This is a genomic window from Pseudomonas sp. FW306-02-D09B (assembly GCF_058782685.1).
The window spans coordinates 287,777-313,676 of record NZ_JBYSXY010000004.1 but is presented as its reverse complement, the minus strand read 5'-3'; the positions used below and the strand labels follow the sequence as shown (position 1 = coordinate 313,676).

Genomic DNA, 25,900 nt, shown 5'->3' with positions numbered 1-25,900 from the left:
GCAGCGTGTTACGCGATGCGCGCACACGTTTGCCTATCTATAGAAAGACGCTGGTGCAGGCCAGCGACAAAGGCCGCAGTTTGAACCTCGCTCCGTGCGCCTGACAACCCTCGCGCAGGTGATCTTTACACCATTGCGCGGCTGCTTGAGCGTGCGCAGTGACAGGCGCGTTCAATCACAGGATAATGCGCCATCTTTTTCGGCGGCTCAGCCCTGTGGGCCGCCCGATATGTTTGCTTGTTTGGCCGCCTTAGCCTGACAACCCTGGAGTGTCTGGTTTGATTGTCTTCCGTTATCTGTCCCGCGAAGTCCTGTTGACCTTGAGCGCCGTCAGCGCTGTGCTGCTGGTCATCATCATGAGTGGGCGCTTCATCAAGTTCCTGGCCCAGGCCGCCTCGGGCGCCCTGGACCCAGGCTCGCTGTTCCTGATCATGGGCTTTCGTCTGCCGGGTTTCCTGCAACTGATTCTGCCTTTGGGGCTGTTTCTCGGGATCCTGCTGGCCTACGGTCGCCTGTACCTTGAAAGTGAAATGACCGTGCTCTCCGCGACCGGCATGAGCCAGCAGCGTCTGCTGGGCATGACCCTGTTTCCGGCTGCGCTGGTTGCCGTGATCGTGGCCTGGCTGAGCCTGAGCCTGGCACCGCAAGGCGCCAATCAGTTCCAGTTGCTGCTGAACAAGCAGGATGCCATGACCGAGTTCGACACGCTGGTGCCGGGCCGTTTTCAGGCGTTGCGCGATGGTTCGCGGGTGACCTACACCGAGCAGCTGTCCGATGACCGGATCAATCTGGGCGGCGTCTTCATCTCGGAAAAGCGTCTTTCCGCCGATCAGAAGGATCGCGGTATTTCCGTACTGGTGGCCGAAAAGGGTCGTCAGGAAATCAAGGAAGACGGCAACCGTTACCTGATTCTCGACAATGGCTACCGTTACGACGGTAACCCGGGGCTGGCCGACTACCGGGCCATCAAGTACGACACCTACGGTGTACTGCTGCCCAAACCGGATGTCAGCGACGAGGTGACCGATCGCGATGCGATGCCGACCCGTACCCTGCTGGATAGTCCGGATATTCGTGCACGCGCTGAGCTCGAATGGCGTCTGTCGCTGCCGTTGCTGGTGTTTATCGTGACGTTGATGGCGGTGCCGTTGTCGCGGGTCAATCCGCGCCAGGGACGTTTCCTCAAGTTGTTGCCGGCGATTCTTCTTTATATGGCTTATCTGACGATCCTGATCGCCGCACGCGGTGCTTTGGAGAAAGGCAAGATCCCCCCGGCACTGGGGCTGTGGTGGGTTCACGCAATATTCCTGGCCATTGGCCTGGGACTGCTCTATTGGGAGCCGTTGCGCTTGAAAATGGCGAGTCGCCGCAGTGCGCTGGAGGTGACCCGTGGTTAAGCTCGATCGCTACATTGGTGGCAGTGTTTTCATGGCGATCCTGGCGGTACTGGGGATCATTCTGGGCCTTGCGACCTTGTTTGCCTTCATCGACGAGATGAGTGATGTCACGGATACCTACACCCTCACCGACGTATTGAGCTACGTGGCGCTGACAGCGCCGCGTCGGGTCTATGACATGCTGCCGATGGCGGCACTGATCGGTTGCCTGATCGGCCTGGGCAGCCTGGCCAGCAGCAGTGAATTGACCATCATGCGCGCCGCGGGTGTGTCCATCGGCCGTATCGTCTGGGCGGTGATGAAGCCGATGCTGGTGTTGATGCTGGCAGGTGTACTGGTCGGCGAGTACGTTGCGCCCGTTGCGGAAAACGTGGCCCAGGCCAATCGCTCCCTGGCTCAGGGCATCGGTGATGCGCAGAGCGCCAAGCACGGTATGTGGCACCGCCAGGGTGATGAGTTCATTCACATCAACTCGGTGCAGCCGGATGGCATTCTGTACGGTGTGACTCGCTATCGTTTTGACCGCGAGCGTCACATGCTGACCTCGAGCTTCTCCAAGCGTGCGCAGTTCGAAACGGATCATTGGCAGCTCAATGACGTCACCACCACGGTGTTCCATGACGGCAGTACCGAAGTGGTCACGACCCCGCTAGAACGCTGGGACGTTCCGTTGAGCCCGCAACTGCTGAACACCGTGATCATGGCGCCGGAATCGTTGTCGATCAGCGGTTTGTGGGGTTACATCCACTATCTGGCGGATCAGGGTCTGAACAATGGCCGTTACTGGCTGGCGTTTTGGGTCAAGGTGTTGCAGCCACTGGTCACTGTTGCCCTGGTGTTGATGGCGATTTCCTTTATCTTCGGCCCGCTGCGCTCGGTGACCCTGGGCCAGCGTGTGTTTACAGGGGTACTGGTCGGCTTTACCTTCCGTATCGCTCAGGATTTGCTCGGGCCTTCAAGCCTGGTCTTCGGCTTCTCGCCATTGTTCGCGGTGCTGGTTCCAGCTGGTATCTGTGGGGTGGCCGGTCTCTGGATGCTGCGCCGAGCCGGTTGATCGCGGGTATTTCCTGCCCCGGTTGACAGTCAAACGCCCCGTTCGCAAGAGCGGGGCGTTTTTGTATCCAATACCGTTGACCTGTGAACGTGACGCTTGCGTCGTGTATCAGGTACAATTCCCGGCTATTTTTCGGCGGGCTATGCCTGCAGCCTTTTTGAGTGTTGATCCGTGAGTGATTTGAGTCATATCCGCAATTTCTCCATCATCGCCCACATTGACCATGGCAAGTCGACTCTGGCCGATCGCTTCATCCAGATGTGCGGCGGCCTGGCCGAGCGTGAAATGGAAGCCCAGGTACTGGACTCCATGGACCTTGAGCGTGAACGCGGGATCACCATCAAGGCTCACAGCGTTACCCTGTATTACACCGCCCGTGATGGTATCAAGTACCAACTGAACTTCATTGACACCCCCGGCCACGTTGACTTCACCTACGAAGTCAGCCGGTCGCTGGCGGCCTGTGAAGGTGCCTTGTTGGTGGTCGATGCCGGTCAGGGTGTCGAGGCGCAATCGGTTGCCAACTGCTACACGGCAATCGAGCAGGGCCTGGAAGTGATGCCGGTCCTGAACAAGATCGACCTGCCACAGGCTGATCCGGACCGCGTAAAAGAAGAAATCGAAAAAATCATCGGCATCGATGCCACCGATGCGGTCGAGTGCAGTGCCAAGACCGGCCTGGGCGTCGATGAAGTGCTCGAGCGTCTGGTACACACCATTCCTGCGCCGACCGGCAACATCGAAGATCCGCTGCAAGCGTTGATCATCGACTCCTGGTTCGACAACTACCTGGGCGTTGTTTCCCTGGTTCGCGTGCGCCACGGCCGCGTGAAAAAGGGCGACAAGATTCTGGTGAAGTCCACCGGCAAGATCCACCTGGTCGACAGCGTCGGTGTGTTCAATCCGAAGCACACCGCCACCGTTGATCTGAAAGCCGGTGAAGTAGGCTTCATCATCGCCGGCATCAAGGACATTCACGGTGCGCCGGTAGGTGACACCCTGACCTTGAGCTCGACGCCGGACGTTGACGTGCTGCCAGGTTTCAAACGCATTCAGCCGCAGGTGTATGCCGGTCTGTTCCCGGTCAGCTCCGACGACTTCGAAGACTTCCGCGAAGCGCTGCAAAAGCTCACGCTGAACGACTCGTCGCTGCAATACACCCCGGAAAGCTCCGACGCCCTGGGCTTCGGCTTCCGTTGCGGGTTCCTCGGCATGCTGCACATGGAGATCATCCAGGAGCGCCTGGAGCGCGAGTACGACCTGGACCTGATCACCACGGCGCCGACGGTTATTTTCGAGCTGTTGCTGAAAACCGGTGAAACGATTTACGTCGACAACCCGTCCAAGCTACCGGACCTGTCGTCTATTGAAGACATGCGCGAGCCAATCGTTCGGGCAAATATTCTTGTGCCGCAGGAGCACCTGGGCAACGTCATTACCCTGTGCATCGAGAAGCGTGGCATTCAACACGATATGCTGTTCCTCGGTAGCCAGGTCCAGGTGACCTACGATTTGCCGATGAACGAAGTGGTCCTGGACTTCTTCGATCGTCTGAAATCCACCAGTCGCGGCTATGCTTCGCTGGATTACCATTTCGATCGTTATCAATCAGCTAATCTGGTGAAGCTGGATGTATTGATCAACGGTGAAAAAGTCGACGCCCTGGCGTTGATCGTGCACCGTGACAACGCGCACTACAAAGGTCGTGCGTTGACCGAGAAGATGAAAGAACTGATTCCGCGGCAGATGTTCGACGTGGCAATCCAGGCCGCCATTGGCGGACAGATTGTGGCGCGGACAACCGTCAAGGCACTCAGAAAGAACGTATTGGCCAAATGCTACGGTGGTGACGTTAGCCGTAAGCGCAAGCTGTTGGAAAAGCAGAAGGCCGGTAAAAAACGCATGAAGCAGGTCGGCAACGTGGAAATTCCACAAGAAGCCTTCCTCGCTGTGCTCAGGTTGGATAGTTAGGTCCTATGTCACTAAATTTCCCGCTGTTGCTGGTCATCGCCGTTTTCGTTTGCGGTCTGTTGGGGTTGCTCGACCTGATCTTTCTGGCGCCGCGTCGGCGTGCCGCCATTAGCTCTTATCAGGGTAGCGTCACTGAGCCAGACATGATGGTGGTCGAGAAACTGAACAAAGAACCGATGCTGGTTGAATACGGCAAATCGTTCTTTCCAGTGCTGTTCATCGTGCTGGTCTTGCGTTCGTTCCTGGTGGAACCGTTCCAGATTCCGTCTGGTTCGATGAAGCCGACCCTGGACGTTGGCGACTTCATTCTGGTGAACAAGTTTTCTTACGGGATCCGCTTGCCGGTGCTCGATACGAAAGTCATCCAGGTGGGTGATCCGCAGCGTGGCGATGTGATGGTGTTCCGCTACCCAAGCGACCCGAACGTCAACTACATCAAGCGTGTAGTGGGCTTGCCGGGTGATCAGATTCGTTACACCGCCGACAAGCGTCTGTTCGTCAACGGTGAGTCGATCGCAGAGCAGCTGGTCGGCTCCGAGCCGGGTACGCTGGGCAGTGCCGAGCTCTACAAGGAAAAACTCGGCGCCGCCGAGCACCTGATCCGCAAGGAAATGAGCCGCTACCGCGCAACCCCGGACCATCAATGGACCGTGCCTGCCGGGCACTACTTCATGATGGGCGACAACCGCGACAACTCCAACGACAGTCGCTACTGGGATGATCCAACTATTCCCAAGGATCTGCTGGGCATGGTTCCCGACAAGAATATCGTCGGCAAGGCCTTCGCCGTCTGGATGAGCTGGCCGGAACCCAAACTCAGTCACCTGCCGAATTTCTCGCGGGTTGGCCTGATCAAGTAATCACCCACGGCGCTGTTGAACACAGCGCCGAATGCATTTCTGGAGCCTGCAGAAGGTCACCGCAGATGCATGAAGCCAACGATATTCAGGATGTAATTTTTGAACACAGCGTTAATTGTCCAAGAGCCTAGCAGCGTTGCTGTGATGGACGTCGACCACGAACTCAGCGTGGGTAAACCGTGAGCGTCTCTTTAAGCCGTCTCGAGCGTCAGCTCGGTTATACCTTCAAGGACCAGGAACTGATGGTCCTGGCCCTGACACATCGCAGCTTTGCCGGGCGCAACAACGAGCGCCTGGAATTCCTCGGTGATGCCATTCTCAACTTCGTTGCCGGTGAAGCGCTGTTCGACCGCTTTCCGCTGGCTCGCGAAGGCCAGCTGTCGCGTTTGCGCGCACGCCTGGTCAAAGGTGAGACGCTGGCCGTATTGGCGCGTGGTTTCGATCTTGGCGAGTACCTGCGCCTGGGGTCCGGTGAGTTGAAGAGCGGTGGGTTCCGCCGTGAATCGATCCTCGCCGATGCCCTCGAAGCGCTGATCGGTGCGATCTACCTGGATGCCGGCATGGACATGGCGCGCGAACGCGTGCTGGCCTGGCTGACGTCCGAGTTCGACAGCCTGACGCTGGTCGACACCAACAAAGATCCAAAGACCCGCCTGCAGGAGTTCTTGCAGTCGCGTGCCTGTGAACTGCCGCGTTACGAAGTGGTGGATATCCAGGGTGAGCCGCATTGCCGGACGTTCTTCGTCGAATGCGAAATCACCTTACTGAACGAAAAAAGCCGAGGTCAGGGTGTGAGTCGTCGTATTGCCGAACAGGTAGCGGCCGCCGCAGCACTGATTGCCCTGGGCGTGGAGAATGGCCATGACTGATTCAACTGCAACTCGCTGTGGCTATGTCGCCATCGTCGGCCGTCCGAACGTGGGCAAATCCACGCTGCTGAACCACATCCTGGGTCAGAAGCTGGCGATCACCTCGCGCAAACCGCAAACCACCCGTCACAACATGCTCGGTATCAAGACCGAAGGCGATGTGCAGGCGATCTACGTCGACACCCCCGGCATGCACAAAGGTGGCGAGAAAGCCCTCAACCGCTACATGAACAAGACCGCTTCGGCCGCGTTGAAAGACGTCGACGTGGTGATCTTCGTGGTTGATCGCACCAAGTGGACCGAAGAAGACCAGATGGTGCTCGAGCGCGTTCAGTACGTGACGGGCCCGTTGATCGTGGCGCTGAACAAGACCGACCGCATCGAAGACAAAGCCGAGCTGATGCCGCACCTGAGCTGGTTGCAGGAACAGCTGCCGAACGCGCAGATCATTCCGATTTCGGCGCAGCACGGGCACAACCTCGATGCGCTGGAGCGGGTGATCGCCGGTCACTTGCCGGAAAACGATCACTTCTTCCCGGAAGACCAGATCACCGACCGCAGCAGCCGTTTCCTCGCCGCCGAACTGGTGCGCGAGAAAATCATGCGCCAGATGGGCGCCGAGCTGCCATACCAGATCACCGTGGAAATCGAAGAGTTCAAGCAGCAGGGGAAAACCCTGCACATCCATGCGTTGATCCTCGTCGAACGTGACGGTCAGAAGAAAATCATCATTGGCGACAAGGGCGAGCGGATCAAACGCATCGGCACCGAAGCACGCAAGGACATGGAGCTGCTGTTCGACTCCAAGATCATGCTCAACCTTTGGGTGAAAGTGAAAGGCGGCTGGTCCGACGACGAACGCGCCCTGCGTTCGCTGGGTTACGGCGACCTGTAATCAGGATCGGCACAAGGTTCAAGGCCTTGTGCTGGCCTTTGTGGCGAGGGAGCAAGCTCCCTCGCCACAGTTGATCTCCTCTGAGATTTGGACTCTGATGTCGACCACCGCGCCAACCGGCCAATCCGCCTACGTGCTCCATAGTCGTGCCTACCGCGAAAATAGCGCGTTGGTGGATTTCCTCACGCCGCAAGGTCGGCTGCGGGCGGTGTTGCGCAGTGCGCGGGGCAAGGCCGGAACGCTGGCGCGGCCATTCGTGCCGCTGGAAGTCGAGTTCCGTGGTCGGGGCGAGCTGAAGAACGTCGGTCGCATGGAAAGCGCCGGTGTCTCGACCTGGCTCAATGGTGAGGCGCTGTTCAGTGGTCTCTACCTCAACGAACTGCTGATCCGCCTGCTGCCGTCCGAAGATCCTCATCCTGCGGTATTCGATCATTACGCCGCGACCTTGCTGGCGCTGGCCGAAGGGCGTCCGTTGGAGCCTTTGTTGCGCTCATTTGAATGGCGGCTGCTCGATGACCTGGGCTACGGCTTTGCGCTGAACGCGGATATCCACGGCGAACCTATCGCGCCCGACGGCCTGTATCGCTTGCAGGTCGATGCAGGTCTGGAGCGGGTTTACCTGCTGCAGCCTGGTCTGTTCAACGGTACCGAACTGTTGGCCATGGCCGACGCCGACTGGAGCGCACCGGGTGCCTTGTCCGCCGCCAAGCGCTTGATGCGTCAGGCGTTGGCCGTTCACCTGGGCGGACGCCCACTGGTCAGTCGCGAATTGTTTCGCAAGCCCTGATCAACCCGTATGCTGTGCACCGAACTTTCTCTTCTTCTGGAGCGCTTCCGTGACCACCAGCAATCGCATTCTTCTTGGCGTGAACATCGACCACGTTGCCACCCTGCGTCAGGCCCGGGGTACGCGTTACCCTGACCCTGTGAAAGCAGCGCTGGACGCGGAAGAGGCAGGCGCTGATGGCATCACCGTGCACTTGCGTGAAGACCGCCGGCACATTCAAGAGCGCGACGTGTTGTTGCTCAAGGACGTGCTGCAAACCCGGATGAACTTCGAGATGGGCGTCACCGAGGAAATGATGGCGTTCGCCGAACGCATTCGTCCGGCGCACATTTGCCTGGTCCCGGAAACCCGTCAGGAACTGACCACCGAAGGCGGTCTGGATGTGGCAGGGCAGGAAGCGCGGATCAAGGCGGCGGTGGATCGTCTGGCGAAAATCGGCTGCGAAGTGTCACTGTTCATTGATGCCGACGAGCGCCAGATCGAAGCCTCGAAACGTGTTGGCGCACCGGCCATCGAATTGCACACCGGCCGTTATGCGGACGCCGAGACGCCGACTGCGGTGGCTGAAGAGCTGAAGCGTGTGGCGGATGGCGTGGCGTTTGGCCTGACGCAAGGCCTGATCGTCAACGCCGGCCACGGTCTGCACTACCACAACGTCGAAGCAGTTGCGGCGATCAAAGGCATCAACGAACTGAACATCGGCCACGCGCTGGTGGCCCATGCGCTGTTCGTCGGGTTCAAGTCGGCTGTTTCAGAGATGAAAGCGCTGATCCTCGCCGCAGCAAAAGCCTGACGCTCAACCCCATACCCTGTAGGAGCAAGGCTTGCCCGCGATAGTATCGCCGCGGTGATTCTGGCGGACCGCGGCGATGCTATCGCGGGCAAGCCTTGCTCCTACAGGGGCGGGGAGGGGTGTGCCTAGAGCGGTGGGTTTTCTTCGGGCGGTTTGGTTTTGTCGATGCCCGGCACATGCAGGTTGCCTTGGGTGACCTGATCGCCCTCAAGCTGCGGCTGCGTGACCCACGTCAGAATGTCGTAGTAACGCCGGATGTTCGCCACAAAATGCACCGGCTCACCGCCCCGGGCGTAGAGCCATAGCGGGTTTTGCTGTACCACTGTTTCTGCGACAGGCGCGGCAGGATCTTTTTCACGTCCAGCCACTTGTCCGGATTCAGTCCTTCCTTGGCTGCAAGTTTGCGCGCGTCATCCAGGTGACCGCTGCCGACGTTGTAGGCCGCCAGCGCAAACCATGTGCGATCCGGCTCCTGGATCGAATCGTCGAGTTGATCCTTCGTGTAAGCCAGGTACTTCGCGCCGCCCATGATGCTTTGCTTGGCGTCCAGGCGATTGGACACGCCCATGGCCTGCGCGGTGTTCTGGGTCAGCATCATCAGGCCGCGAACGCCGGTTTTCGAGGTGACCGCCGGTTGCCACAGCGATTCCTGATAACCGATTGCGGCGAGCAGTCGCCAGTCGACTTTCTCTTCCTTGGCCGAGGCCTTGAAGTGCTTCTCGTACTTGGGCAGTCGTTGTTGCAAGTGCTCGGCGAAGGTGTAGGCGCCCATGTAGCCGAGTACATCGACATGCCCGTAATAGCGGTCTTTCAGCCGTTGCAGGGTGCCATTTTTCTGCGCCTTGTCGAGGAAGTCGTTGATCTCGTTGAGCAGGCTGTTGTCGTCACCGGCGGCCACCGCCCAGCTCTGGTTGCTGGCGTCGCCCAGGTCGAAGGCGACTCGCGCATTAGTGAAGTACACCTGGTTCATCGCGACTTCGTTGGAGTCGACCAGTGTCAGGTCGATCTGACCTTCATCAACCATGCGCAGCAGGTCAACGACCTCAACCGCGTCGGATTCTTCGTATTCAATGCCGGGATATTTCTTTTTCAGCGCGGCCAGTTGGTCGGCGTGGGTGCTGCCCTTGAGCACCATGATTGTCTTGCCGACCAGATCGGCTGCCGAGGTCGGCCGAGACTGACCGTTGCGGTAGATGATCTGTGGGGTGACTTCCAGATACGAGTGGGAAAACCGCACTTGCTGTTTGCGTTTGTCGCTACCGACCAGACCGGCGGCAGCCAGCACCGGGCCGCCAGGTTTGCCTAACTGACCGTACAGGTCGTCGAGGTTGTCTGCGGTTTCGATCTTGAGTTTCACGCCCAGATCGTCGGCGAAGCGCTTCACCAGCTCGTATTCGAAGCCGGTTTCACCGTTGCGATCCTGAAAGTAGGTAGCGGGGCTGTTGCGGGTAACCACACGCAGCACGCCATCCTCCTTTACGCGCTCCAGTGTGTTGGGTTTATCAACACAGCCACTGAGCATCAGGAAGAGTCCGGTTGCGATGAGCCATTTGGCGAATCGCGGACGCAAAGCCGTTGGGGAAAACATCTGCGCAGTATACGCAAAGGACCACGGCCGCCATATCTCGACAGTAAAGGGCTTGTCTGCTAGAGCGTTCAAAAATCGGCAAAAGCCCGCAAGAACAGGCGCTCGGGCCTGATTGTGACAACAAAAATAACCCCCGGCGCACCCCTTGATGCGCATGGGTTACAGGCTTTGAGCCCCGGGCCGACGTTCGGACAATACCGGGTGTAGCGTTTCGGGTGCTGTCGCGGGCGGTTTAGGCTAGAATGCACGGCCTCAAAGCACACCCCCTTCCGAGGCTGTCCCGAAGATGTTGATCCTGCGCGGCGCTCCTGCCCTTTCTGCCTTTCGCCACAGCAAACTCCTTGAGCAACTGAGCCAGAAGGTCCCGGCTGTCAGTGGCTTATATGCTGAATTCGCTCACTTCGCCGAAGTCACCGGCGTCCTGACCGGCGACGAACAGCAGGTGCTAGCGCGCCTTCTGAAGTACGGTCCTAGTGTTCCGGTACAAGAGCCGACCGGCCGTCTGTTCCTGGTGTTGCCGCGTTTCGGCACCATCTCGCCCTGGTCGAGCAAGGCCAGCGATATCGCCCGCAACTGTGGCCTTGCGAAAATCCAGCGCCTGGAGCGCGGTATCGCTTTCTACGTGACCGGTGAATTCACCGACGCACAAGCACAGCTGATTGCCGACGGTCTGCACGACCGCATGACCCAGATCGTGCTGGAAAACCTCGAACAGGCTGCTGGCCTGTTCAGTCACTCCGAACCGAAGCCGTTGACGGCGATCGACGTTCTGGGTGGCGGTCGCGCCGCACTGGAAACCGCTAACGTCGAGCTGGGCCTGGCCCTGGCGGAAGACGAGATCGACTACCTGGTCAACGCCTTTATTGGCTTGAAGCGCAACCCACACGACATCGAACTGATGATGTTCGCCCAGGCGAACTCCGAGCACTGCCGTCACAAGATCTTCAACGCCAGTTGGGACATCGACGGCGAGAGCCAGGAAAAAAGCCTGTTCGGCATGATCAAGAACACCTACGTGATGCACAGCGAAGGCGTTCTGTCGGCTTACAAGGACAACGCTTCGGTGATCGTCGGCTCTGTCGCCGGGCGTTTCTTCCCGGACCCTGAGACCCGCCAGTACGGCGCGGTGCAGGAACCGGTGCACATCCTGATGAAGGTCGAGACGCACAACCACCCGACCGCGATTGCCCCGTTCCCGGGCGCATCCACCGGTTCCGGTGGCGAGATCCGCGACGAAGGCGCGACCGGTCGCGGCGCCAAGCCAAAGGCTGGCCTGACCGGTTTCACCGTGTCCAACTTGCAAATCCCGGGCTTCGAACAGCCATGGGAAGTGCCGTACGGCAAACCCGAGCGCATCGTTACCGCGCTGGACATCATGATCGAAGGCCCATTGGGCGGCGCGGCATTCAACAACGAATTCGGCCGTCCGGCGCTGACCGGTTACTTCCGTACCTTCGAACAATCGATCACCACCCCGCGTGGCGATGAAGTGCGCGGTTACCACAAGCCAATCATGTTGGCCGGCGGCATGGGCAACATCCGTGAGGAACACGTCAAGAAAGGCGAAATCCTCGTGGGCTCCAAGCTGATCGTGCTCGGTGGCCCGGCGATGCTGATTGGTCTGGGTGGCGGCGCGGCTTCCTCCATGGCCACCGGCACCAGCTCGGCGGACCTGGACTTCGCTTCCGTACAGCGTGAAAACCCTGAGATGGAGCGTCGTTGCCAGGAAGTCATCGACCGTTGCTGGCAGTTGGGTGAACGCAACCCGATCAGCTTTATCCACGACGTCGGCGCGGGCGGTCTGTCCAACGCCTTCCCGGAACTGGTCAACGATGGCGACCGCGGCGGCCGCTTCGAACTGCGCAACATTCCAAACGACGAGCCGGGCATGGCCCCGCACGAAATCTGGAGTAACGAATCCCAGGAACGCTACGTCCTGGCGGTCGGCCCGGCCGACTTCGAACGTTTCAAGGCGATCTGCGAACGTGAGCGTTGCCCGTTCGCCGTTGTCGGCGAAGCGACTGCCGAGCCGCAACTGACCGTGACCGACAGCCACTTCGGCAATAGCCCGGTGGATATGCCGCTCGAAGTGCTGCTGGGCAAAGCCCCGCGCATGCACCGTTCGGCTGTTCGCGAAACCGAACTGGGCGACGATTTCGATCCATCGACCCTGGCCATTGCCGACTGCGTCGAGCGCGTTCTGCATCACCCGGCCGTGGCCAGCAAAAGCTTCCTGATCACCATCGGCGACCGCACCATCACCGGCCTTGTGGCCCGTGATCAGATGGTTGGCCCGTGGCAGGTTCCAGTGGCTGACGTTGCCGTCACCGCTACCAGCTTCGACGTCTACACCGGTGAAGCCATGGCCATGGGCGAGCGCACTCCGCTGGCACTGCTGGACGCTCCGGCGTCGGGCCGCATGGCCATCGGCGAAACCCTGACCAACATCGCTGCTTCGCGCATCGGCAAGATCTCCGACATCAAACTGTCGGCGAACTGGATGTCGGCTGCCGGTCACCCGGGCGAAGACGCGCGTCTGTACGACACCGTCAAAGCGGTCGGCATGGAACTGTGCCCGGAGCTGGGCATTACCATTCCGGTGGGCAAGGACTCGATGTCCATGGCCACGCGCTGGAATGACGAAGGCGTCGACAAGACGGTGACTTCGCCAATGTCCCTGATCGTGACCGGTTTCGCGCCAGTGACTGACATCCGTCAGACCCTGACCCCGCAACTGCGCATGGACAAGGGCACCACCGACCTGATCCTGATCGACCTGGGTCGTGGCCAGAACCGCATGGGCGCTTCGATCCTGGCTCAGGTTCACGGCAAGCTCGGCAAGCAGGCACCGGACGTCGATGACGCCGAAGACCTGAAAGCCTTCTTCGCAGTGATCCAGGGCCTCAATGCCGACAGTCACCTGCTGGCTTACCACGACCGTTCCGACGGTGGTCTGCTGACCAGCGTGGTGGAAATGGCCTTTGCCGGCCACTGCGGTCTGAGCCTGAACCTCGACGGTCTGGCAGAAACTTCTGCCGACATCGCCGCGATCCTGTTCAACGAAGAACTGGGTGCTGTCATCCAGGTTCGTCAGGACTCGACACCGGACATCCTTGCTCAATTCAGCGCCGCAGGTCTGGGTGACTGCGTGTCGGTGATCGGCCAGCCGATGAACAACGGCGAGATCAGCATCACTTTCAACGGCGACACCGTGTTCGAAGGCCAGCGTCGTCTGCTGCAACGTCAGTGGGCTGAAACCAGCTATCAAATCCAGCGTCTGCGTGACAACGCCGACTGCGCCGAACAAGAGTTCGACGTGCTGCTGGAAGAAGACAACCCGGGCCTGAGCGTCAAGCTGAGCTACGACGTGAACCAGGACGTTGCCGCGCCTTACATCAAGAAAGGCATTCGCCCACAGGTTGCCGTACTGCGTGAGCAGGGCGTCAACGGTCAGGTGGAAATGGCCGCAGCGTTCGACCGCGCCGGTTTCAACGCGATCGACGTGCACATGAGCGACATCCTCGCTGGCCGTGTCGACCTGAACGAGTTCAAAGGTCTGGTGGCGTGCGGTGGCTTCTCCTACGGTGACGTACTGGGTGCCGGTGAAGGCTGGGCGAAATCGGCGCTGTTCAACAGCCGTGCTCGCGATGCGTTCCAGGGCTTCTTCGAACGTACCGACAGCTTCACTCTCGGCGTGTGCAACGGTTGCCAGATGATGTCCAACCTGCACGAGCTGATCCCGGGCAGCGAGTTCTGGCCGCACTTCGTGCGTAACCGTTCCGAGCAGTTCGAAGCGCGCGTGGCGATGGTTCAGGTTCAGGAATCGAACTCGATCTTCCTGCAGGGCATGGCCGGTTCGCGTATGCCGATCGCCATCGCTCACGGTGAAGGTCATGCTGAATTCGCCAGCGAAGAAGCGTTGCTGCAAGCCGATCTGTCGGGTTGCGTGGCGATGCGTTTCGTCGACAACCACGGCAAGGTTACCGAGCGCTACCCGGCCAACCCGAACGGCTCGCCGCGCGGGATCACCGGTTTGACCAGCCGTGACGGTCGCGTGACCATCATGATGCCGCACCCGGAGCGGGTGTTCCGCGCCGTGCAGAACTCGTGGCGCTCGGAAGAGTGGAACGAAGACGCGCCGTGGATGCGTATGTTCCGTAACGCTCGTGTGTGGGTGAACTAAGCGCTGTGTACAAGCTCAGTTTTTTTGTTCCTCAGAGCCATGTTGAGGTGGTCAAGGGGGCTGTGTTCGCTGCCGGTGGTGGGCGGATCGGTGCTTATGATCACTGTTCGTGGCAGGTGCTTGGGTTGGGTCAGTTTCGGCCTTTGGACGGTAGTCAGCCGTTTATTGGTCAGGCGGGGCTGGTCGAGCAGGTTGAGGAATGGAAGGTTGAGCTGGTGGTCAGCGATGAGTTGATTGGTGTTGTGGTGGCGGCTCTGAAGCAGAGTCATCCCTATGAGACGCCGGCTTACGAGGTATGGCGGTTGGAGGATTTCTGATCTTCCTGCCGTTGAAATGAGAAACCCGCTGATTCGTCAGCGGGTTTCTTATTGCCCGGGATTCAATGAATGCACTCATTCCACTGTGGGAGCGAGCCTGCTCGCGATAACGGCCTGATAGCCGACCCATCTCCCGCAGATGTACACCAATCAAAAGTGTGACAGCTGGCTTGCCTGCAAAGGCGGCCTGACAGCCGACCTATCTCTCGCAGATGTACCCCAATCCAAACTGTGGGAGCGGGCTTGCTCGCGAAGGCGCCCTGACAGCCGACCAATCTCTCGCAGATGTACCCCAATCAAACCTGTGGGAGCTGGCTTGCCTGCGATGGCGGCCTGACAGCCGGCCTATCTCCTGCAGATGTACACCAATCCATTGTGGGAGCGAGCCTGCTCGCGATGACGGCCTGACAGCCGACCAACCTCTTGCAGGTGTACATATCCATTCCTGCGGTAACGGCCACTTACGGTTTCGCTCTTACAGCGACTCACTTTTGCAGACGCCCAAAAGTAAGCAAAACGCTTCGCCCCAAGCGTACGGCACCTCGCCTAGGCTCGGCGTTCCCTCGCTCCGGTGTCCATCAGGGGGCATCGCCTACGGTCTGCTGCGCGACGACCTCCTCTCGATGTGTCCGGCTGCGCCGTACGGCGCTGCGCGCCCACCCCCTGATGAACACCTCCACTCGGCCTCCCGATAGGGGCGGGTGGATCAAGATCAACAGCAAAGCACGGCGGCCTACCGGCCGGCCTGAGTGGTAAGTGCGCGAACGGCATTAGATCGTTCCCACGCTCTGCGTCACGATTCACGAGCTGACGCGGAGCATGGGAACGATCATTTGTGTAATACCCGTAGGACGAGGCAGGAACTCGACGACAGCATCACGGACAACGCAGAAATCTCTGACAAGTCTTTAAGGTTGCCCCTCGGAAGCACGGCCTCTAGCCTTTGAATGTCGCTGCCAATTCAGCGACCGGGACTGCAAGCCCGCCGATAATTTGTTAGGCGCTTACAGGCGCCGCATCTACAACTGATGCCGGTCGCTCCAATAATTTCTCAGGAGCTCCACAATGATCAAAGACAACTCCACCCCCCCAGAACACGACGACGTCTCCCCCTACGAATCCCTCGATTCAAAAAAGCTCCACGACGCCGCCCACCGTGCCCTCGATCACTACCTGAAACCCACGCTCGCCAAACTGCGCTTCAGCGATCTGCGCTCAGACCGCCTGTTCAGCGTTGCGCCCGACGTGGGCCTCGAAAGCCTGTTGGCCAATGCCTCGGAAGATCTGGCGTCGGTCAAGGTCATGGCCGCCGACCTGGCATTCGAGATCGAGGGTTCGCGACGCAGCGTGGCGCTGGCGATTTGCCGGATGGTCGATGGCGCTCTGCTGTTGGTGGACAAGGCGCTGGATGACTACAACCCGTCGGAGTCGGATCAGTTTTACGTCAAGGAATAGCGGCGCAGCAGGTCATTCATGCGCCACAAAACGAAAAAACCGCTGAGCCGGAAACGGTCAGCGGTTTTTTGTTGGGCGGGGAACGTCGAGGTTCGGATGTACTTTGTGGCGAGGGAGCTTGCTCCCGCTCGGCTGCGAAGCAGTCGTAAAATCGGCTAAGCGTTGTTTCTGGAAATATGGGTTGCCCGGTTTTGGGAGTGCTCCGCACTCCAGCGGGAGCAAGCTCCCTCGCCACAGGAGTTGTGTCGATTTTCAGACTTTGGCGCTGACCTCACTACGATTCACCAAGCCCTCCAGCGCCTCACTCAAACTCAACGCCTTGTCGCCAATCAATAGGTGCCACACGCCACCGTCCAACGCGCTGACACCCTGGCAACCCAGGTCCTTCAGCTGACATTCCGACAGCGCTTTCCCATCCGCCAGTTGCAGGCGAATCCGGGTCATGGCCACGCAATCCAGTTGCAGCACGTTGTCGCTGCCACCCACGGCGATAAGCCATTTCTGCGCTTCTGGTGTCTCCACGGGTGCTGCTTTCGGCGCTTCTTCGGTCACCACTACAGCGGCTACCAAAGCTGAACCAGCAGTCGGCATCGCCTGGCGAATTTCATCGGCGATGCTGTCCGCCAGCGGCCCGACCACTACCTGCAAGCTGCCGCCTTTGCCGGGGCGAACCACGGCCATGGCGCCGAGGGCTTTCAATTCGCTGTCGGAGGCTTTGTTGCGGTCGACCATTTCCAGGCGCAAGCGCGTGGTGCAAGCGCCGACGGTGATCAGGTTTTCAGCACCGCCCAAGGCTTGAATGTAGGCTCCGGCGCGTTGATTTTCGCTCAGCACCACCTTTTCACCGACGACGACACCTTCACGCCCCGGTGTCTTCAGGTTGAAGCGACGGATGCAGAAGTCGAACACCACGTAGTAGATCACCGCGTACGCCAGGCCTACCGGGAACACCAGCCAGCCGTTAGTGGACTTGCCCCAGCCCAGTGCCATGTCGATGGCGCCGCCGGAGAAGGTGAAGCCCAAATGGATGTTCAGCGCGTTGGTGATGGCCATCGCCATGCCTGTCAGCAGCGCGTGCAGCAAATACAGCAGCGGTGCGAGGAACATGAAGGCGAATTCGATTGGCTCGGTGACGCCGGTCAGGAACGAGGTCAGGGCCATCGACAGGAAGATCCCGCCCATGACTTTGCGGCGTTCCGGCAGGGCGTTGCGGTACATCGCCAGGCAGGCGGCGGGCAGACCGAAGATCATCATCGGGAACATCCCGGTCATGAACTGGCCGCCCTTCGGGTCGCCGGCAAAATAGCGTGCCAGGTCGCCGGTGACGATGGCGCCGGTGGTCGGGTCGGTGAAGCTGCCGAAGATGAACCACGCCATGTTGTTGAGGATGTGGTGCAGGCCGGTGATGATCAGCAAGCGGTTGAACACGCCGAAGACGAAGGCACCGATGCTGCCGCTTTCCAGCAGCAGTTGGCCGAAGCTGTTGATGCCGTGCTGGATCGGCGGCCAGATCAAACCGAAGATTACGCCTAGGCCAACGGCGCTGAACCCGGTGGCAATCGGCACGAAGCGCCGGCCGCCGAAGAACGCCAGGTATTCCGGTAGCTTGATGTCCTTGAAGCGGTTGTACAGCGCGCCGGCCATCAAGCCGCTGATGATCCCGGCGAGCATGCCCATGTTGATGCTCGTATCCAGCACCTTGAGCGTCGAGACCATCACCAGGTAACCAATCGCCCCGGCCAGCCCGGCGGTGCCGTTATTGTCCCGGGCGAACCCGACTGCGATGCCGATGGCGAAGATCAGCGCCAGGTTGGCGAAGATCACTTGCCCGGCGTCGTGGATGATCGCGATGTTCAAAAGGTCGGTGTCGCCCAGACGCAGCAACAGGCCGGCAATCGGCAGGATCGCGATGGGCAGCATCAGCGCCCGTCCGAGGCGCTGCAAGCCTTCGATGAAGAGTTGGTACATGGCGTATCTCCCTGTGTTCTTGTTGTTTTTAGCTCAGAGGCCAATGTTGATGACAGGCGTGACGCACCGCCGTGGCGCTGCTCAGGTTGAGCAGGGTGGCGCTGAAGCGTCGGCAGTCGGCGGCGTCCAGTTGGCGGACGCGCTCCTTGATTTCACCGACTTGCGGCGGGCTGACGGACAGCTCGCTGATACCCAGGCCAATCAGCACCGGGGTCGCCAGCGGATCGGAGGCCAGCGCGCCGCAAACACCGACCCAACGCTGATGCTTGGCGGCACCGATGCAGGTCTGGGCGATCAACCGCAGCAGCGCCGGGTGCAGGGCATCGACCCGTGCGGCGAGACCGGCATGGTCGCGGTCCATGGCCAGGGTGTATTGGGACAGGTCGTTGGTGCCAATGGACAGGAAGTCCGCGTGTTCCGCCAATTGCTCGGCGAGCAGCGCCGCGGCCGGGACTTCGATCATCACCCCCAGTTCTGGACGCTGCGTGAGCGCAAGCTCGGCGCACAAGGCATCGAGGCGTTGGCGGATGTACAGCAATTCGTCGACCTCGGTGACCATCGGCAGCAAAATCCGGCAGCGCTGCAACGGGCTAACTTGCAGCAGTGCGCGCAATTGTTGGTCGAGCAGCTCCGGGCGCACCTGCGCCATGCGGATGCCGCGCAGGCCGAGCACCGGGTTGGCTTCGGCCGGCAGCGGCAGGTAGTCGAGTTGTTTGTCGCCGCCGACGTCGATGGTGCGGATGATCACCGACTTGTCGCCCATGGCATCCAGCACCGCTTGATAGGCCTGGCGCTGTTCCTGTTCATCCGGTGCGGTCTGGCGATCGACGAACAGAAACTCGGTGCGCAGCAGGCCAACGCCATCGGCGCCGCCTTTCAACGCATCAGCCGCCTCATTGCTGGAGGCCACGTTGGCCGCGACTTCGATCCGCAGACCATCACGGGTGTGTGCCGGGGTGTGGGCTTGCGCTTGTTGGTGTTCGCGGCGTTGCAGATGTTCACGCTGGGCCTGGGCGACTTGCTCCAGGCGTTGGCTGTCGGGCGTCAGCTCCAGGCGTCCACCATCGGCGTCCAGCACCACCGATTGGCCTTGCGGTAGATGGAGCAGTGAGGCGCTGAGGGCAACCAGGCACGGCAGGCCTTTGCCACGGGCAAGAATCGCCACGTGGGAGGTCGCGCCACCTTCGGCCATGCACAGCCCGGCGACGCCTTGCTGGCTCAGTTGCAGCAAATCGGAAGGGGTCAGTTCATGTGCGGCGACGATAGCGCCGGCCGGTACGTCGTAGTGCCAGTCCTGACCGAGCAAGGCGCGCAGTACCCGTTGCCTGAGGTCGCGCAGGTCGTTGGCGCGTTCGGCCAGCAGTGGGTTGCCGAGCTGTTGCAACACCTCGCATTGCACCTCGATCGACTGGCTCCAGGCGTGGGTGGCGGCGCTGCCCTGATCGATCGACTGGATGGCCGCTTCAAGCAGCGCCGGGTCTTCGAGCAGCGCCAGGTGGGCGGCGAAAATCTGTTCCTCTTCGGTGTGTTTGTGCTTTTTGGCGTGGGACAGCGTTTCGCGGATTTCGCAGCGAACCTGTTCCAGCGCACGGTCGAGGGCTTGCAGTTGTTCTTCGGCGTTATGCTTGCCGGTGTCTTCCGGTAGAGGGATGGCCGCCAGTTGGAACAGCGGGCCGCCGACCAGGCCCGGCGCTGCACAGACACCATTGAGCACGCCGGCTTCGGCGGTACGGGTACGCAGGGCAATCGGTGTCGGTGCGGCCGCGTGGCTGTCGTCGTTGACCGCCGTGGACAAGGCGTTCAACAAGGCTTGCAGCGCCGCCTTGGCGTCCGCGCCCTTGCAACTGACTTGAACCTCGTCCTGCTCGCCAATCCCCAGGCCCATTAGCCCGATCAGGCTGTCGCACGACGCCGATTTACCGGCGAAATGCAGCTGTGATTTGCTGTTGAACAGGTGCGCGGTCTGGCGGATCAGCGCCGCTGGTCGTGCATGCAGACCGCCGCGATGGATGATGCGAATGTGCCCGTGAACCTCGGCACCTGAGCTGTCTGCCTCGACCTGTGCGCTGTGGGTGGTTCTTGGCACGATGTGCAGCAACGGCTCGCCGACCTTGACCGATTTGAGGGTGATCGGCAGCACCTGGAAGTCTTCGCTGTTGGTCAGGATCAACAGGCTGACCAGGCTTTTGCAGCCTTGCGCGACCTGGTCCAGATCAAAGCGCAGCAGCGCCTGGCCATTACTGACGCGGGTGCCTTCCTTGACCAGCATCGAGAACCCTTCGCCTTGCAGCTCGACGGTGTCCAGGCCCAGGTGCAGCAGCAGTTCGGCGCCATTGTCGGCGCGCAGGGTCACGGCATGGCCGGTGCGGGCAACATGCACCACCACCCCGGCACACGGTGCGTGCAGGGTGTTGTTCAGCGGGTCGATGGCAATCCCGTCGCCCATGGCGCCGCTGGCGAACACCGGGTCGGGAACCTTGGCGAGCGTGAGCACCGGGCCGCTGAGCGGGGCGCTGAGGGTCAGGTCTTTATTGTTGTTATGCATGGCTCGGTACTCGAATCTGGCGTGTTAATGGGTCCGGGTCACTTTGCTCAAGTGACGCGGCTGGTCCGGGTCCATGCCGCGGGCGACTGCGAGGCCGGCCGCCATGACGTAGAAACTCTGGATGGCGAGTATCGGGTCCAGCGCCGGGTGCTCGGCGCGGCTCAGCGTCAGGTCGCGTTCGCTGACGTCATCCGGGGCGGCCAGCAACACGCGGGCACCGCGCTGACGCATCTCGGCGGCGAGGCTCAGCAAGCCAGCCTGTTCGGCGCCGCGCGGGGCGAACACCAGCAGGGGGTAGTTGTCGTCGATGAGTGCCATTGGCCCGTGTTTGACTTCGGCGCTGCTGAAGGCTTCGGCCTGGATCGCCGAGGTTTCCTTGAGTTTCAGTGCCGCTTCCTGAGCAATCGCGAACCCGGCACCACGGCCGATGACCATCAAGCGTTGGCAGTCACGCAGTACGTTGACCGCCAAGCTCCAGTCCTGCGTGGCGGCGTCGCGCAATCCTTCTGGCAGCGCGAGGCCTGCTTGCAGCAATTCGGCGTCGTGCTTCCAGTGGGCGATCAGCCGCGCGCTGGCGCTGAGGGTGGCGATGAAACTTTTGGTCGCGGCGACGCTGCTTTCGGTACCGGCGCACAGCGGCAGGCTGAATTCACAGGCGGCCTCCAGTGGCGAGTTCTCGGCATTGACCATCGAAATGCTCAGGGCGCCACGTTTGCGCAGCAGACGCAGGCTGTTGACCAGGTCCGGACTTTGCCCGGACTGCGAGAACGCGAATACCGCCTGACCACTGACCTTCAGCGGCGCTTGCTGCATGGTCACCACCGACATCGGCAGCGATGCCACCGGAATACCGACGTGCTGCATGGTCAGGTAGGCAAAGTAGCTGGCGGCGTGATCGGAACTGCCACGGGCGACCGTCATCGCCACTTGCGGCGGCTGACGGTTCAGGCGTCCGGCAATCTCGATCATCTGCGGGTCCAGTTGCTGCAACTGAGCGTCGACCGCCTTGTACGAGGACAGCGCCTCTTCAAGCATTTTTGAAGTCAATGTCTTCTCCTTCGACCGTTACGGCGGTCAGTGTGAGTGAGCGATCCAGACGCACGCAGTCAGCCCAGGCGCCGGGTTGCAGGCGGCCGCGCTCATGGATGCCGAGATAATCGGCAGGGAATTGCGACAGCCGTTGCGAGGCCTCGGCCAGTGGCAGGCCGATCTTCACCAGGTTGCGCAGCGCCTGATCCATGGTCAGGGTGCTGCCAGCCAGCGTGCCGTCGGGCAGGCGCACGCCGCCCAGGCATTTGGTCACGGTGTGGCTGCCGAGCTTGTATTCGCCGTCCGGCATGCCGGCGGCGGCGGTGGAATCGGTGACGCAATACAGGCACGGGATCGATCGCAGGGCTACGCGGATGGCGCCGGGATGCACGTGCAGCAGGTCGGGAATCAGTTCCGCGTACTTGGCGTGGGCCAGTGCCGCGCCGACGATTCCCGGTTCGCGGTGATGCAGCGGGCTCATGGCGTTATAAAGGTGGGTGAAACTGCTGGCGCCGGCCTCCAGCGCCGCGACACCTTCTTCGTAGCTGCCCAGGGTGTGGCCGATCTGCATGCGAATGCCGCGATCGCTGAGGGCGCGAATCAGTTTGTCGTGTCCGGCGATTTCCGGGGCAATGGTGATCACCCGGATCGGCGCCAGTGCCAGGTAGGCTTCGACTTCGGCCATCAGCGCGGTGTGGGCAAAGTTCGGTTGTGCACCGAGTTTTCCAGGGTTGATGTACGGTCCTTCGAGGTGCACGCCGAGTACCCGGGCGCAGCCTTTCGGGCGCTGTTCGCAGAACTCGCCGACCTCGGCCAGCACCCGGGAAATCTCTTCCGGTGGCGCGGTCATGGTGGTGGCCAGCAGCGAGGTGGTGCCGAAACGCACGTGGGTTTTGGTGATGGTGTCGAAGGCCGGCGTGCCTTCCATGATGTCCTTGCCGCCACCGCCGTGAACGTGCAGGTCGATGAAACCCGGCAGCAGGTAAGGCAGGTCGTTGTCCGCCGGGTCGCAGAGCTGACCTTCGATACGCACGATCTTGCCGTGTTCATGGATCAAGCGGCCGCGGATCCAGCCTTGGGCGGTGAGGATGTTGTCTTCGGACATCAGTGGTTCTCCGGCTTCAATGACACAGGGCTCAGCGACGCAGCTCTGCGACAAAGTCGTAGTAGTCGTTGCGGCAATAGGTGTCGGTGACTTCGATCGGGGTGTTGTCTTCGAGGTAACCGACCCGGGTCATCAGCAGCATGGCGGTGCCGGGGGCGATGCCGACCAGCGCGGCGAATTCGTCCGAGGCGTTGATCGCCTGAATGTGTTGCAGGGCACGCACCACCGGTTTGCCAATGCCGTCGAGATATTCGTAAAGCGAATCCCCGACCGCTTGCGGCTGGGCAATGATCGAGGCGGGCAGGGTGCTCATCTCGATGGCCATCACGGTGTCGTCGGCTTTACGCAAACGCTTGAGGCGCGCGACCTTGTCGTAGGGCGAGAGCGCAAGGCGGATCAGTTCTTCGTGGGTCGGCTGGGTGATTTCCCGCTCCAGCCATTGCGAACTCGGCACGAAACCTTTGAGGCGGAGCATTTCGCTGAAGCCGGACAGTCGCGACAGCGGTTGTTCGAGGCGCGGAGTGATGAAGGTGCCGGAGCCTTGGCTGCGACGGATCAAGCCTTGTTCGAACAGCACTTCCAGCGCCTTGCGGGCGGTCACGCGGGAGATGTTCAGCATTTCGCTGAGGTTGCGTTCCGACGGCAATGCCTGCTCGGCTTTCCACTGGCCGGCATGAATCGCCGCTTCCAGGTTGCGCGCCAGTTGCAGGTACAACGGCGTTGGCTGGGTGTCGTCAGGGCGCAGGGCCAGGATGTGGTTCATGGGTGTAGGTCCGATGGGGAGAGTGGAGTGTTGTTGCCCCGGTCATGGCGCAAAACTAATACCACTTAAATACCATGTCAACGCCAGTGGTCCACTAGGGGCGAGCGAGTAAGCGCTGCGCTGGAGGGCGCGGCGGTATTGGGTTTTAAGTGGTATTAGGGGAGGGGGATGCAGCAGCAGAAATAGCAGTCTGCGTCAGTGCCTGTGGTGTGAAGTGGTATTCAACCTTGGTGCGTACGAGGGCTGTGATTTTTTTTATTTATTTTTGATTACGGCTGAAAGTCATGCGGTCGGTAGGCTTTTGTGGCGAGGGGGCTTGTCGGAACGCCGCACCGCCCCGTTCGGCTGCGTAGCAGTCGTAAAGTCGGCACGCGCGGTAAGCCCGATGGAGCGGGGTCGCAGGTTTTAGCACTGCTTCGCAGCGCAACGGGGGCAAGCCCCCTCGCCACAGGTATTGGGGGGGGGAGGGCTATGGGCGGATTTCGATCATCGTGCCGTCTTTGACCAGGCCCCAGACTTCGCGCATGTCGACGTTGCGCATACCAATGCAGCCGTCGGTCCAGTCCAGGGTGTGGAACAGCTCTTCAGGGTTTTCTTCAGTGTCCGGGGTGCCATGGATCATGATCATGCCACCGGGCTGCACACCTTCGCGGCGCGAGCGGACGGAATCGCTGATGTTCGGGTAGGAAATGTGCATGGCCAGGTTGAAGCGGTCGCTGACCTTGCGCCAGTCCAGCCAATACAAACCTTCTGGAGTGCGTCGATCACCCTCCATCAGTTTCGGGCCCTTGGGGTTTTTGCCCAGCGAGATGCGATAGGTCCGCAGTGGCTTGCCATCATTGATCAGCTGCAACTGATGGGCAGATTTGAGCACCAACACTTTTTCGATGATTTTGCCGTCCAGGGTCTCCGTGGTGGCAGCGTGGGAAACCATGACAAACGACAGGCAGAAAGCGGCAAGCAACCAGCGCATTAAAACGATATCCCTGAGAGTACGGCGTATTTTTATAGTTTAAATGATCGCAGGCTGAGCGAGCGGAGGAATTGATTCGGAACGCACAGGAAAATGTTCTACCCGGCGGTCAGCGAAGAAGCATTCTAGGGTACGGCCGACCGTGCGGAAAGCCAGCTCCGACCACGGGATGTCGGCTTCATCGAAAAGCCTCACTTCCAGGCTTTCTTCGCCCGCGGCAAAGTCCAGGTCCGTCAGTTCAGCACGAAAGAATACGTGCACCTGGCTGATGTGCGGCACATCGATCAGCGTATAGATGTTCAGGTTGCGCACCCGTGCACACGCTTCTTCGGCGGTTTCGCGAATGGCTGCCTGTTCGATGGTTTCACCGTTTTCCATGAAACCGGCCGGCAAGGTCCAATAACCGCGGCGCGGCTCGATGGCGCGCCGGCATAACAACACCTGAGTACCCCAGATTGGCAGGCAGCCAGCGACAATATTCGGGTTCTGATAATGAATGGTCTGGCACTGGTCGCAGACGTACCGCAGGCGCGAGTCGCCTTCAGGAATGCGTTGGGTGACCGGGTTACCGCACTGGCTGCAGAATTTCATGCTGGGCTTCCGAAAATGCTGCGCCTATCTTGGCGCGCGGTGGTGTCTGTCGGCAAGTTGTCGTTTAGCGACATGCCATGGTTCGGGGGGTTGGGCGGTCGATGTGTTTGGTGCATGATGCAAGGTAGCTAACAAATCGAGAGCACTCATGCTGGACGAGCTACTGCATCGGGTAAGCAACCACACGCCGCGCACGCTGGAAACCGACCTGCGTTTTCCGGAGGCCGCGGTCCTGGTGCCTATCACCCGCAGTGATGAACCGGAGCTGGTTCTGACCCTGCGTGCCAGCGGGCTCTCGACCCACGGCGGTGAAGTGGCCTTCCCCGGCGGGCGACGCGATCCGGAAGACCCGGACCTGATTTTCACCGCATTGCGCGAAGCCGAAGAAGAAATCGGCCTGCCACCCGGTCTGGTGGAAGTCATCGGCCCGTTGAGTCCGTTGATCTCCCTGCACGGGATCAAGGTCACGCCTTACGTCGGGGTGATTCCGGACTTCGTCGAGTACCGGGCCAACGATGCTGAAATTGCCGCAGTGTTCAGCGTACCGCTGGAGTTCTTCCGCAAGGACCCGCGTGAACACACGCACCGCATCGATTATCAGGGCCGCAGCTGGTATGTGCCGAGCTACCGTTTCGGCGAATACAAGATCTGGGGCCTGACCGCAATCATGATCGTCGAGCTGATCAACCTGCTCTATGACGCGCAGATCAGCCTGCATCAACCACCGAAAAGCTTTATTAATATTTGAAACCGTCGC

19 protein-coding genes and 1 pseudogene are annotated in these 25,900 nt (G+C 60.5%); 12 read left to right on the top strand and 8 right to left on the bottom strand.

The genetic code is table 11. The features are described 5' to 3' along the window. Positions 1-278: 278 nt before the first annotated feature. From lptF to pdxJ, 8 genes are all read left to right on the top strand, one after another. A complete protein-coding gene (lptF, locus tag AC3WK5_RS09950) occupies positions 279-1,397 on the top strand; it encodes an LPS export ABC transporter permease LptF (RefSeq protein WP_103315698.1) in 1,119 nt (372 codons plus the stop codon). Continuing rightward, the gene (gene lptG, locus AC3WK5_RS09945) at positions 1,390-2,451 is read left to right on the top strand and encodes an LPS export ABC transporter permease LptG (protein WP_103315697.1); all 1,062 of its coding nucleotides are present in this window, start codon (positions 1,390-1,392) and stop codon (positions 2,449-2,451) included. Before lptF ends, lptG begins: the two co-directional genes overlap by 8 nt. A gap of 171 nt (positions 2,452-2,622) precedes the next feature. After that, complete coding sequence (lepA, locus tag AC3WK5_RS09940; RefSeq protein ID WP_054593875.1) at positions 2,623-4,422, top strand: translation elongation factor 4; 1,800 nt, start codon at positions 2,623-2,625, stop codon at positions 4,420-4,422. Positions 4,423-4,427: 5 nt separating this feature from the next. Next, the gene (lepB, locus tag AC3WK5_RS09935; protein ID WP_103315696.1) at positions 4,428-5,282 is read left to right on the top strand and encodes a signal peptidase I; all 855 of its coding nucleotides are present in this window, start codon (positions 4,428-4,430) and stop codon (positions 5,280-5,282) included. Between the two features lie 179 nt (positions 5,283-5,461). Next, entirely contained in the window at positions 5,462-6,151 is a 690-nt protein-coding gene (rnc, locus tag AC3WK5_RS09930) for a ribonuclease III (protein WP_019691997.1), read from the top strand. Next, positions 6,144-7,046, top strand: coding sequence for a GTPase Era (gene era / locus AC3WK5_RS09925; RefSeq protein ID WP_054593873.1), 903 nt, complete (start codon positions 6,144-6,146; stop codon positions 7,044-7,046). Before rnc ends, era begins: the two co-directional genes overlap by 8 nt. Before the next feature lie 97 nt (positions 7,047-7,143). Continuing rightward, entirely contained in the window at positions 7,144-7,833 is a 690-nt protein-coding gene (recO, locus tag AC3WK5_RS09920; RefSeq protein ID WP_103315695.1) for a DNA repair protein RecO, read from the top strand. Positions 7,834-7,882: 49 nt separating this feature from the next. Next, complete coding sequence (gene pdxJ / locus AC3WK5_RS09915) at positions 7,883-8,626, top strand: pyridoxine 5'-phosphate synthase (protein ID WP_054593871.1); 744 nt, start codon at positions 7,883-7,885, stop codon at positions 8,624-8,626. Between the two features lie 125 nt (positions 8,627-8,751). On the opposite strand, the pseudogene mltF reads toward pdxJ, so the two are convergent. Continuing rightward, a pseudogene (gene mltF, locus AC3WK5_RS09910) lies at positions 8,752-10,214 on the bottom strand (membrane-bound lytic murein transglycosylase MltF). A 286-nt stretch (positions 10,215-10,500) separates the two neighbouring features. On the opposite strand from mltF, the gene purL reads away from it, so the two are divergent. The 3 genes from purL to AC3WK5_RS09895 all read left to right on the top strand — a co-directional run bounded on the left by purL (position 10,501) and on the right by AC3WK5_RS09895 (position 16,169). Beyond that, positions 10,501-14,397, top strand: coding sequence for a phosphoribosylformylglycinamidine synthase (gene purL / locus AC3WK5_RS09905; RefSeq protein WP_103315694.1), 3,897 nt, complete (start codon positions 10,501-10,503; stop codon positions 14,395-14,397). 5 nt (positions 14,398-14,402) lie between these two features. Beyond that, positions 14,403-14,714 carry a YqfO family protein gene (locus AC3WK5_RS09900; RefSeq protein WP_054593868.1) on the top strand — a complete coding sequence of 104 codons (312 nt, stop codon included), beginning with the start codon at positions 14,403-14,405 and terminating at the stop codon, positions 14,712-14,714. A 1,065-nt stretch (positions 14,715-15,779) separates the two neighbouring features. After that, positions 15,780-16,169, top strand: coding sequence for a DUF6124 family protein (locus AC3WK5_RS09895; protein ID WP_103315693.1), 390 nt, complete (start codon positions 15,780-15,782; stop codon positions 16,167-16,169). Positions 16,170-16,421: 252 nt separating this feature from the next. Here AC3WK5_RS09895 and nagE read toward each other — a convergent pair whose 3' ends face one another. The 7 genes from nagE to AC3WK5_RS09860 form a co-directional block, all read right to left on the bottom strand. Further along, positions 16,422-18,137 (bottom strand): N-acetylglucosamine-specific PTS transporter subunit IIBC, encoded by a 1,716-nt coding sequence (gene nagE, locus AC3WK5_RS09890; RefSeq protein WP_103315691.1) that lies wholly within the window; start codon positions 18,135-18,137, stop codon positions 16,422-16,424. Positions 18,138-18,165: 28 nt separating this feature from the next. Next, positions 18,166-20,682 carry a phosphoenolpyruvate--protein phosphotransferase gene (ptsP, locus tag AC3WK5_RS09885; protein WP_103315690.1) on the bottom strand — a complete coding sequence of 839 codons (2,517 nt, stop codon included), beginning with the start codon at positions 20,680-20,682 and terminating at the stop codon, positions 18,166-18,168. Positions 20,683-20,706: 24 nt separating this feature from the next. Further along, positions 20,707-21,717: an SIS domain-containing protein gene (locus tag AC3WK5_RS09880; protein ID WP_371919125.1), complete on the bottom strand. Its 1,011-nt coding sequence runs from the start codon at positions 21,715-21,717 to the stop codon at positions 20,707-20,709. Next, the gene (gene nagA / locus AC3WK5_RS09875) at positions 21,710-22,816 is read right to left on the bottom strand and encodes an N-acetylglucosamine-6-phosphate deacetylase (RefSeq protein WP_103315688.1); all 1,107 of its coding nucleotides are present in this window, start codon (positions 22,814-22,816) and stop codon (positions 21,710-21,712) included. The genes AC3WK5_RS09880 and nagA overlap by 8 nt, the downstream gene beginning before the upstream one ends. Before the next feature lie 31 nt (positions 22,817-22,847). Next, positions 22,848-23,579, bottom strand: coding sequence for a GntR family transcriptional regulator (locus AC3WK5_RS09870; protein ID WP_071551701.1), 732 nt, complete (start codon positions 23,577-23,579; stop codon positions 22,848-22,850). A 469-nt stretch (positions 23,580-24,048) separates the two neighbouring features. Further along, positions 24,049-24,552 (bottom strand): L,D-transpeptidase family protein, encoded by a 504-nt coding sequence (locus AC3WK5_RS09865; protein ID WP_054593860.1) that lies wholly within the window; start codon positions 24,550-24,552, stop codon positions 24,049-24,051. Between the two features lie 39 nt (positions 24,553-24,591). Further along, positions 24,592-25,143 carry an NUDIX hydrolase gene (locus AC3WK5_RS09860; RefSeq protein ID WP_054593859.1) on the bottom strand — a complete coding sequence of 184 codons (552 nt, stop codon included), beginning with the start codon at positions 25,141-25,143 and terminating at the stop codon, positions 24,592-24,594. Between the two features lie 148 nt (positions 25,144-25,291). On the opposite strand from AC3WK5_RS09860, the gene AC3WK5_RS09855 reads away from it, so the two are divergent. Then, on the top strand, positions 25,292-25,891 hold the full coding sequence (locus AC3WK5_RS09855; RefSeq protein WP_103319612.1) for a CoA pyrophosphatase: 600 nt from the start codon (positions 25,292-25,294) through the stop codon (positions 25,889-25,891). Positions 25,892-25,900: the final 9 nt, after the last annotated feature.

Bases quoted from the DNA above. Each gene is read 5' to 3' on its own strand.
- AC3WK5_RS09855 (WP_103319612.1), top strand. From the start codon at position 25,292: ATGCTGGACGAGCTACTGCATCGGGTAAGCAACCACACGCCGCGCACG.
- AC3WK5_RS09870 (WP_071551701.1), bottom strand. From the start codon at position 23,579: ATGAACCACATCCTGGCCCTGCGCCCTGACGACACCCAGCCAACGCCG.
- recO (WP_103315695.1), top strand. From the start codon at position 7,144: ATGTCGACCACCGCGCCAACCGGCCAATCCGCCTACGTGCTCCATAGT.
- era (WP_054593873.1), top strand. From the start codon at position 6,144: ATGACTGATTCAACTGCAACTCGCTGTGGCTATGTCGCCATCGTCGGC.
- AC3WK5_RS09895 (WP_103315693.1), top strand. From the start codon at position 15,780: ATGATCAAAGACAACTCCACCCCCCCAGAACACGACGACGTCTCCCCC.
- AC3WK5_RS09880 (WP_371919125.1), bottom strand. From the start codon at position 21,717: ATGCTTGAAGAGGCGCTGTCCTCGTACAAGGCGGTCGACGCTCAGTTG.
- lepB (WP_103315696.1), top strand. From the start codon at position 4,428: ATGTCACTAAATTTCCCGCTGTTGCTGGTCATCGCCGTTTTCGTTTGC.
- nagA (WP_103315688.1), bottom strand. From the start codon at position 22,816: ATGTCCGAAGACAACATCCTCACCGCCCAAGGCTGGATCCGCGGCCGC.
- ptsP (WP_103315690.1), bottom strand. From the start codon at position 20,682: ATGCATAACAACAATAAAGACCTGACCCTCAGCGCCCCGCTCAGCGGC.
- AC3WK5_RS09860 (WP_054593859.1), bottom strand. From the start codon at position 25,143: ATGAAATTCTGCAGCCAGTGCGGTAACCCGGTCACCCAACGCATTCCT.
- purL (WP_103315694.1), top strand. From the start codon at position 10,501: ATGTTGATCCTGCGCGGCGCTCCTGCCCTTTCTGCCTTTCGCCACAGC.
- AC3WK5_RS09865 (WP_054593860.1), bottom strand. From the start codon at position 24,552: ATGCGCTGGTTGCTTGCCGCTTTCTGCCTGTCGTTTGTCATGGTTTCC.
- nagE (WP_103315691.1), bottom strand. From the start codon at position 18,137: ATGTACCAACTCTTCATCGAAGGCTTGCAGCGCCTCGGACGGGCGCTG.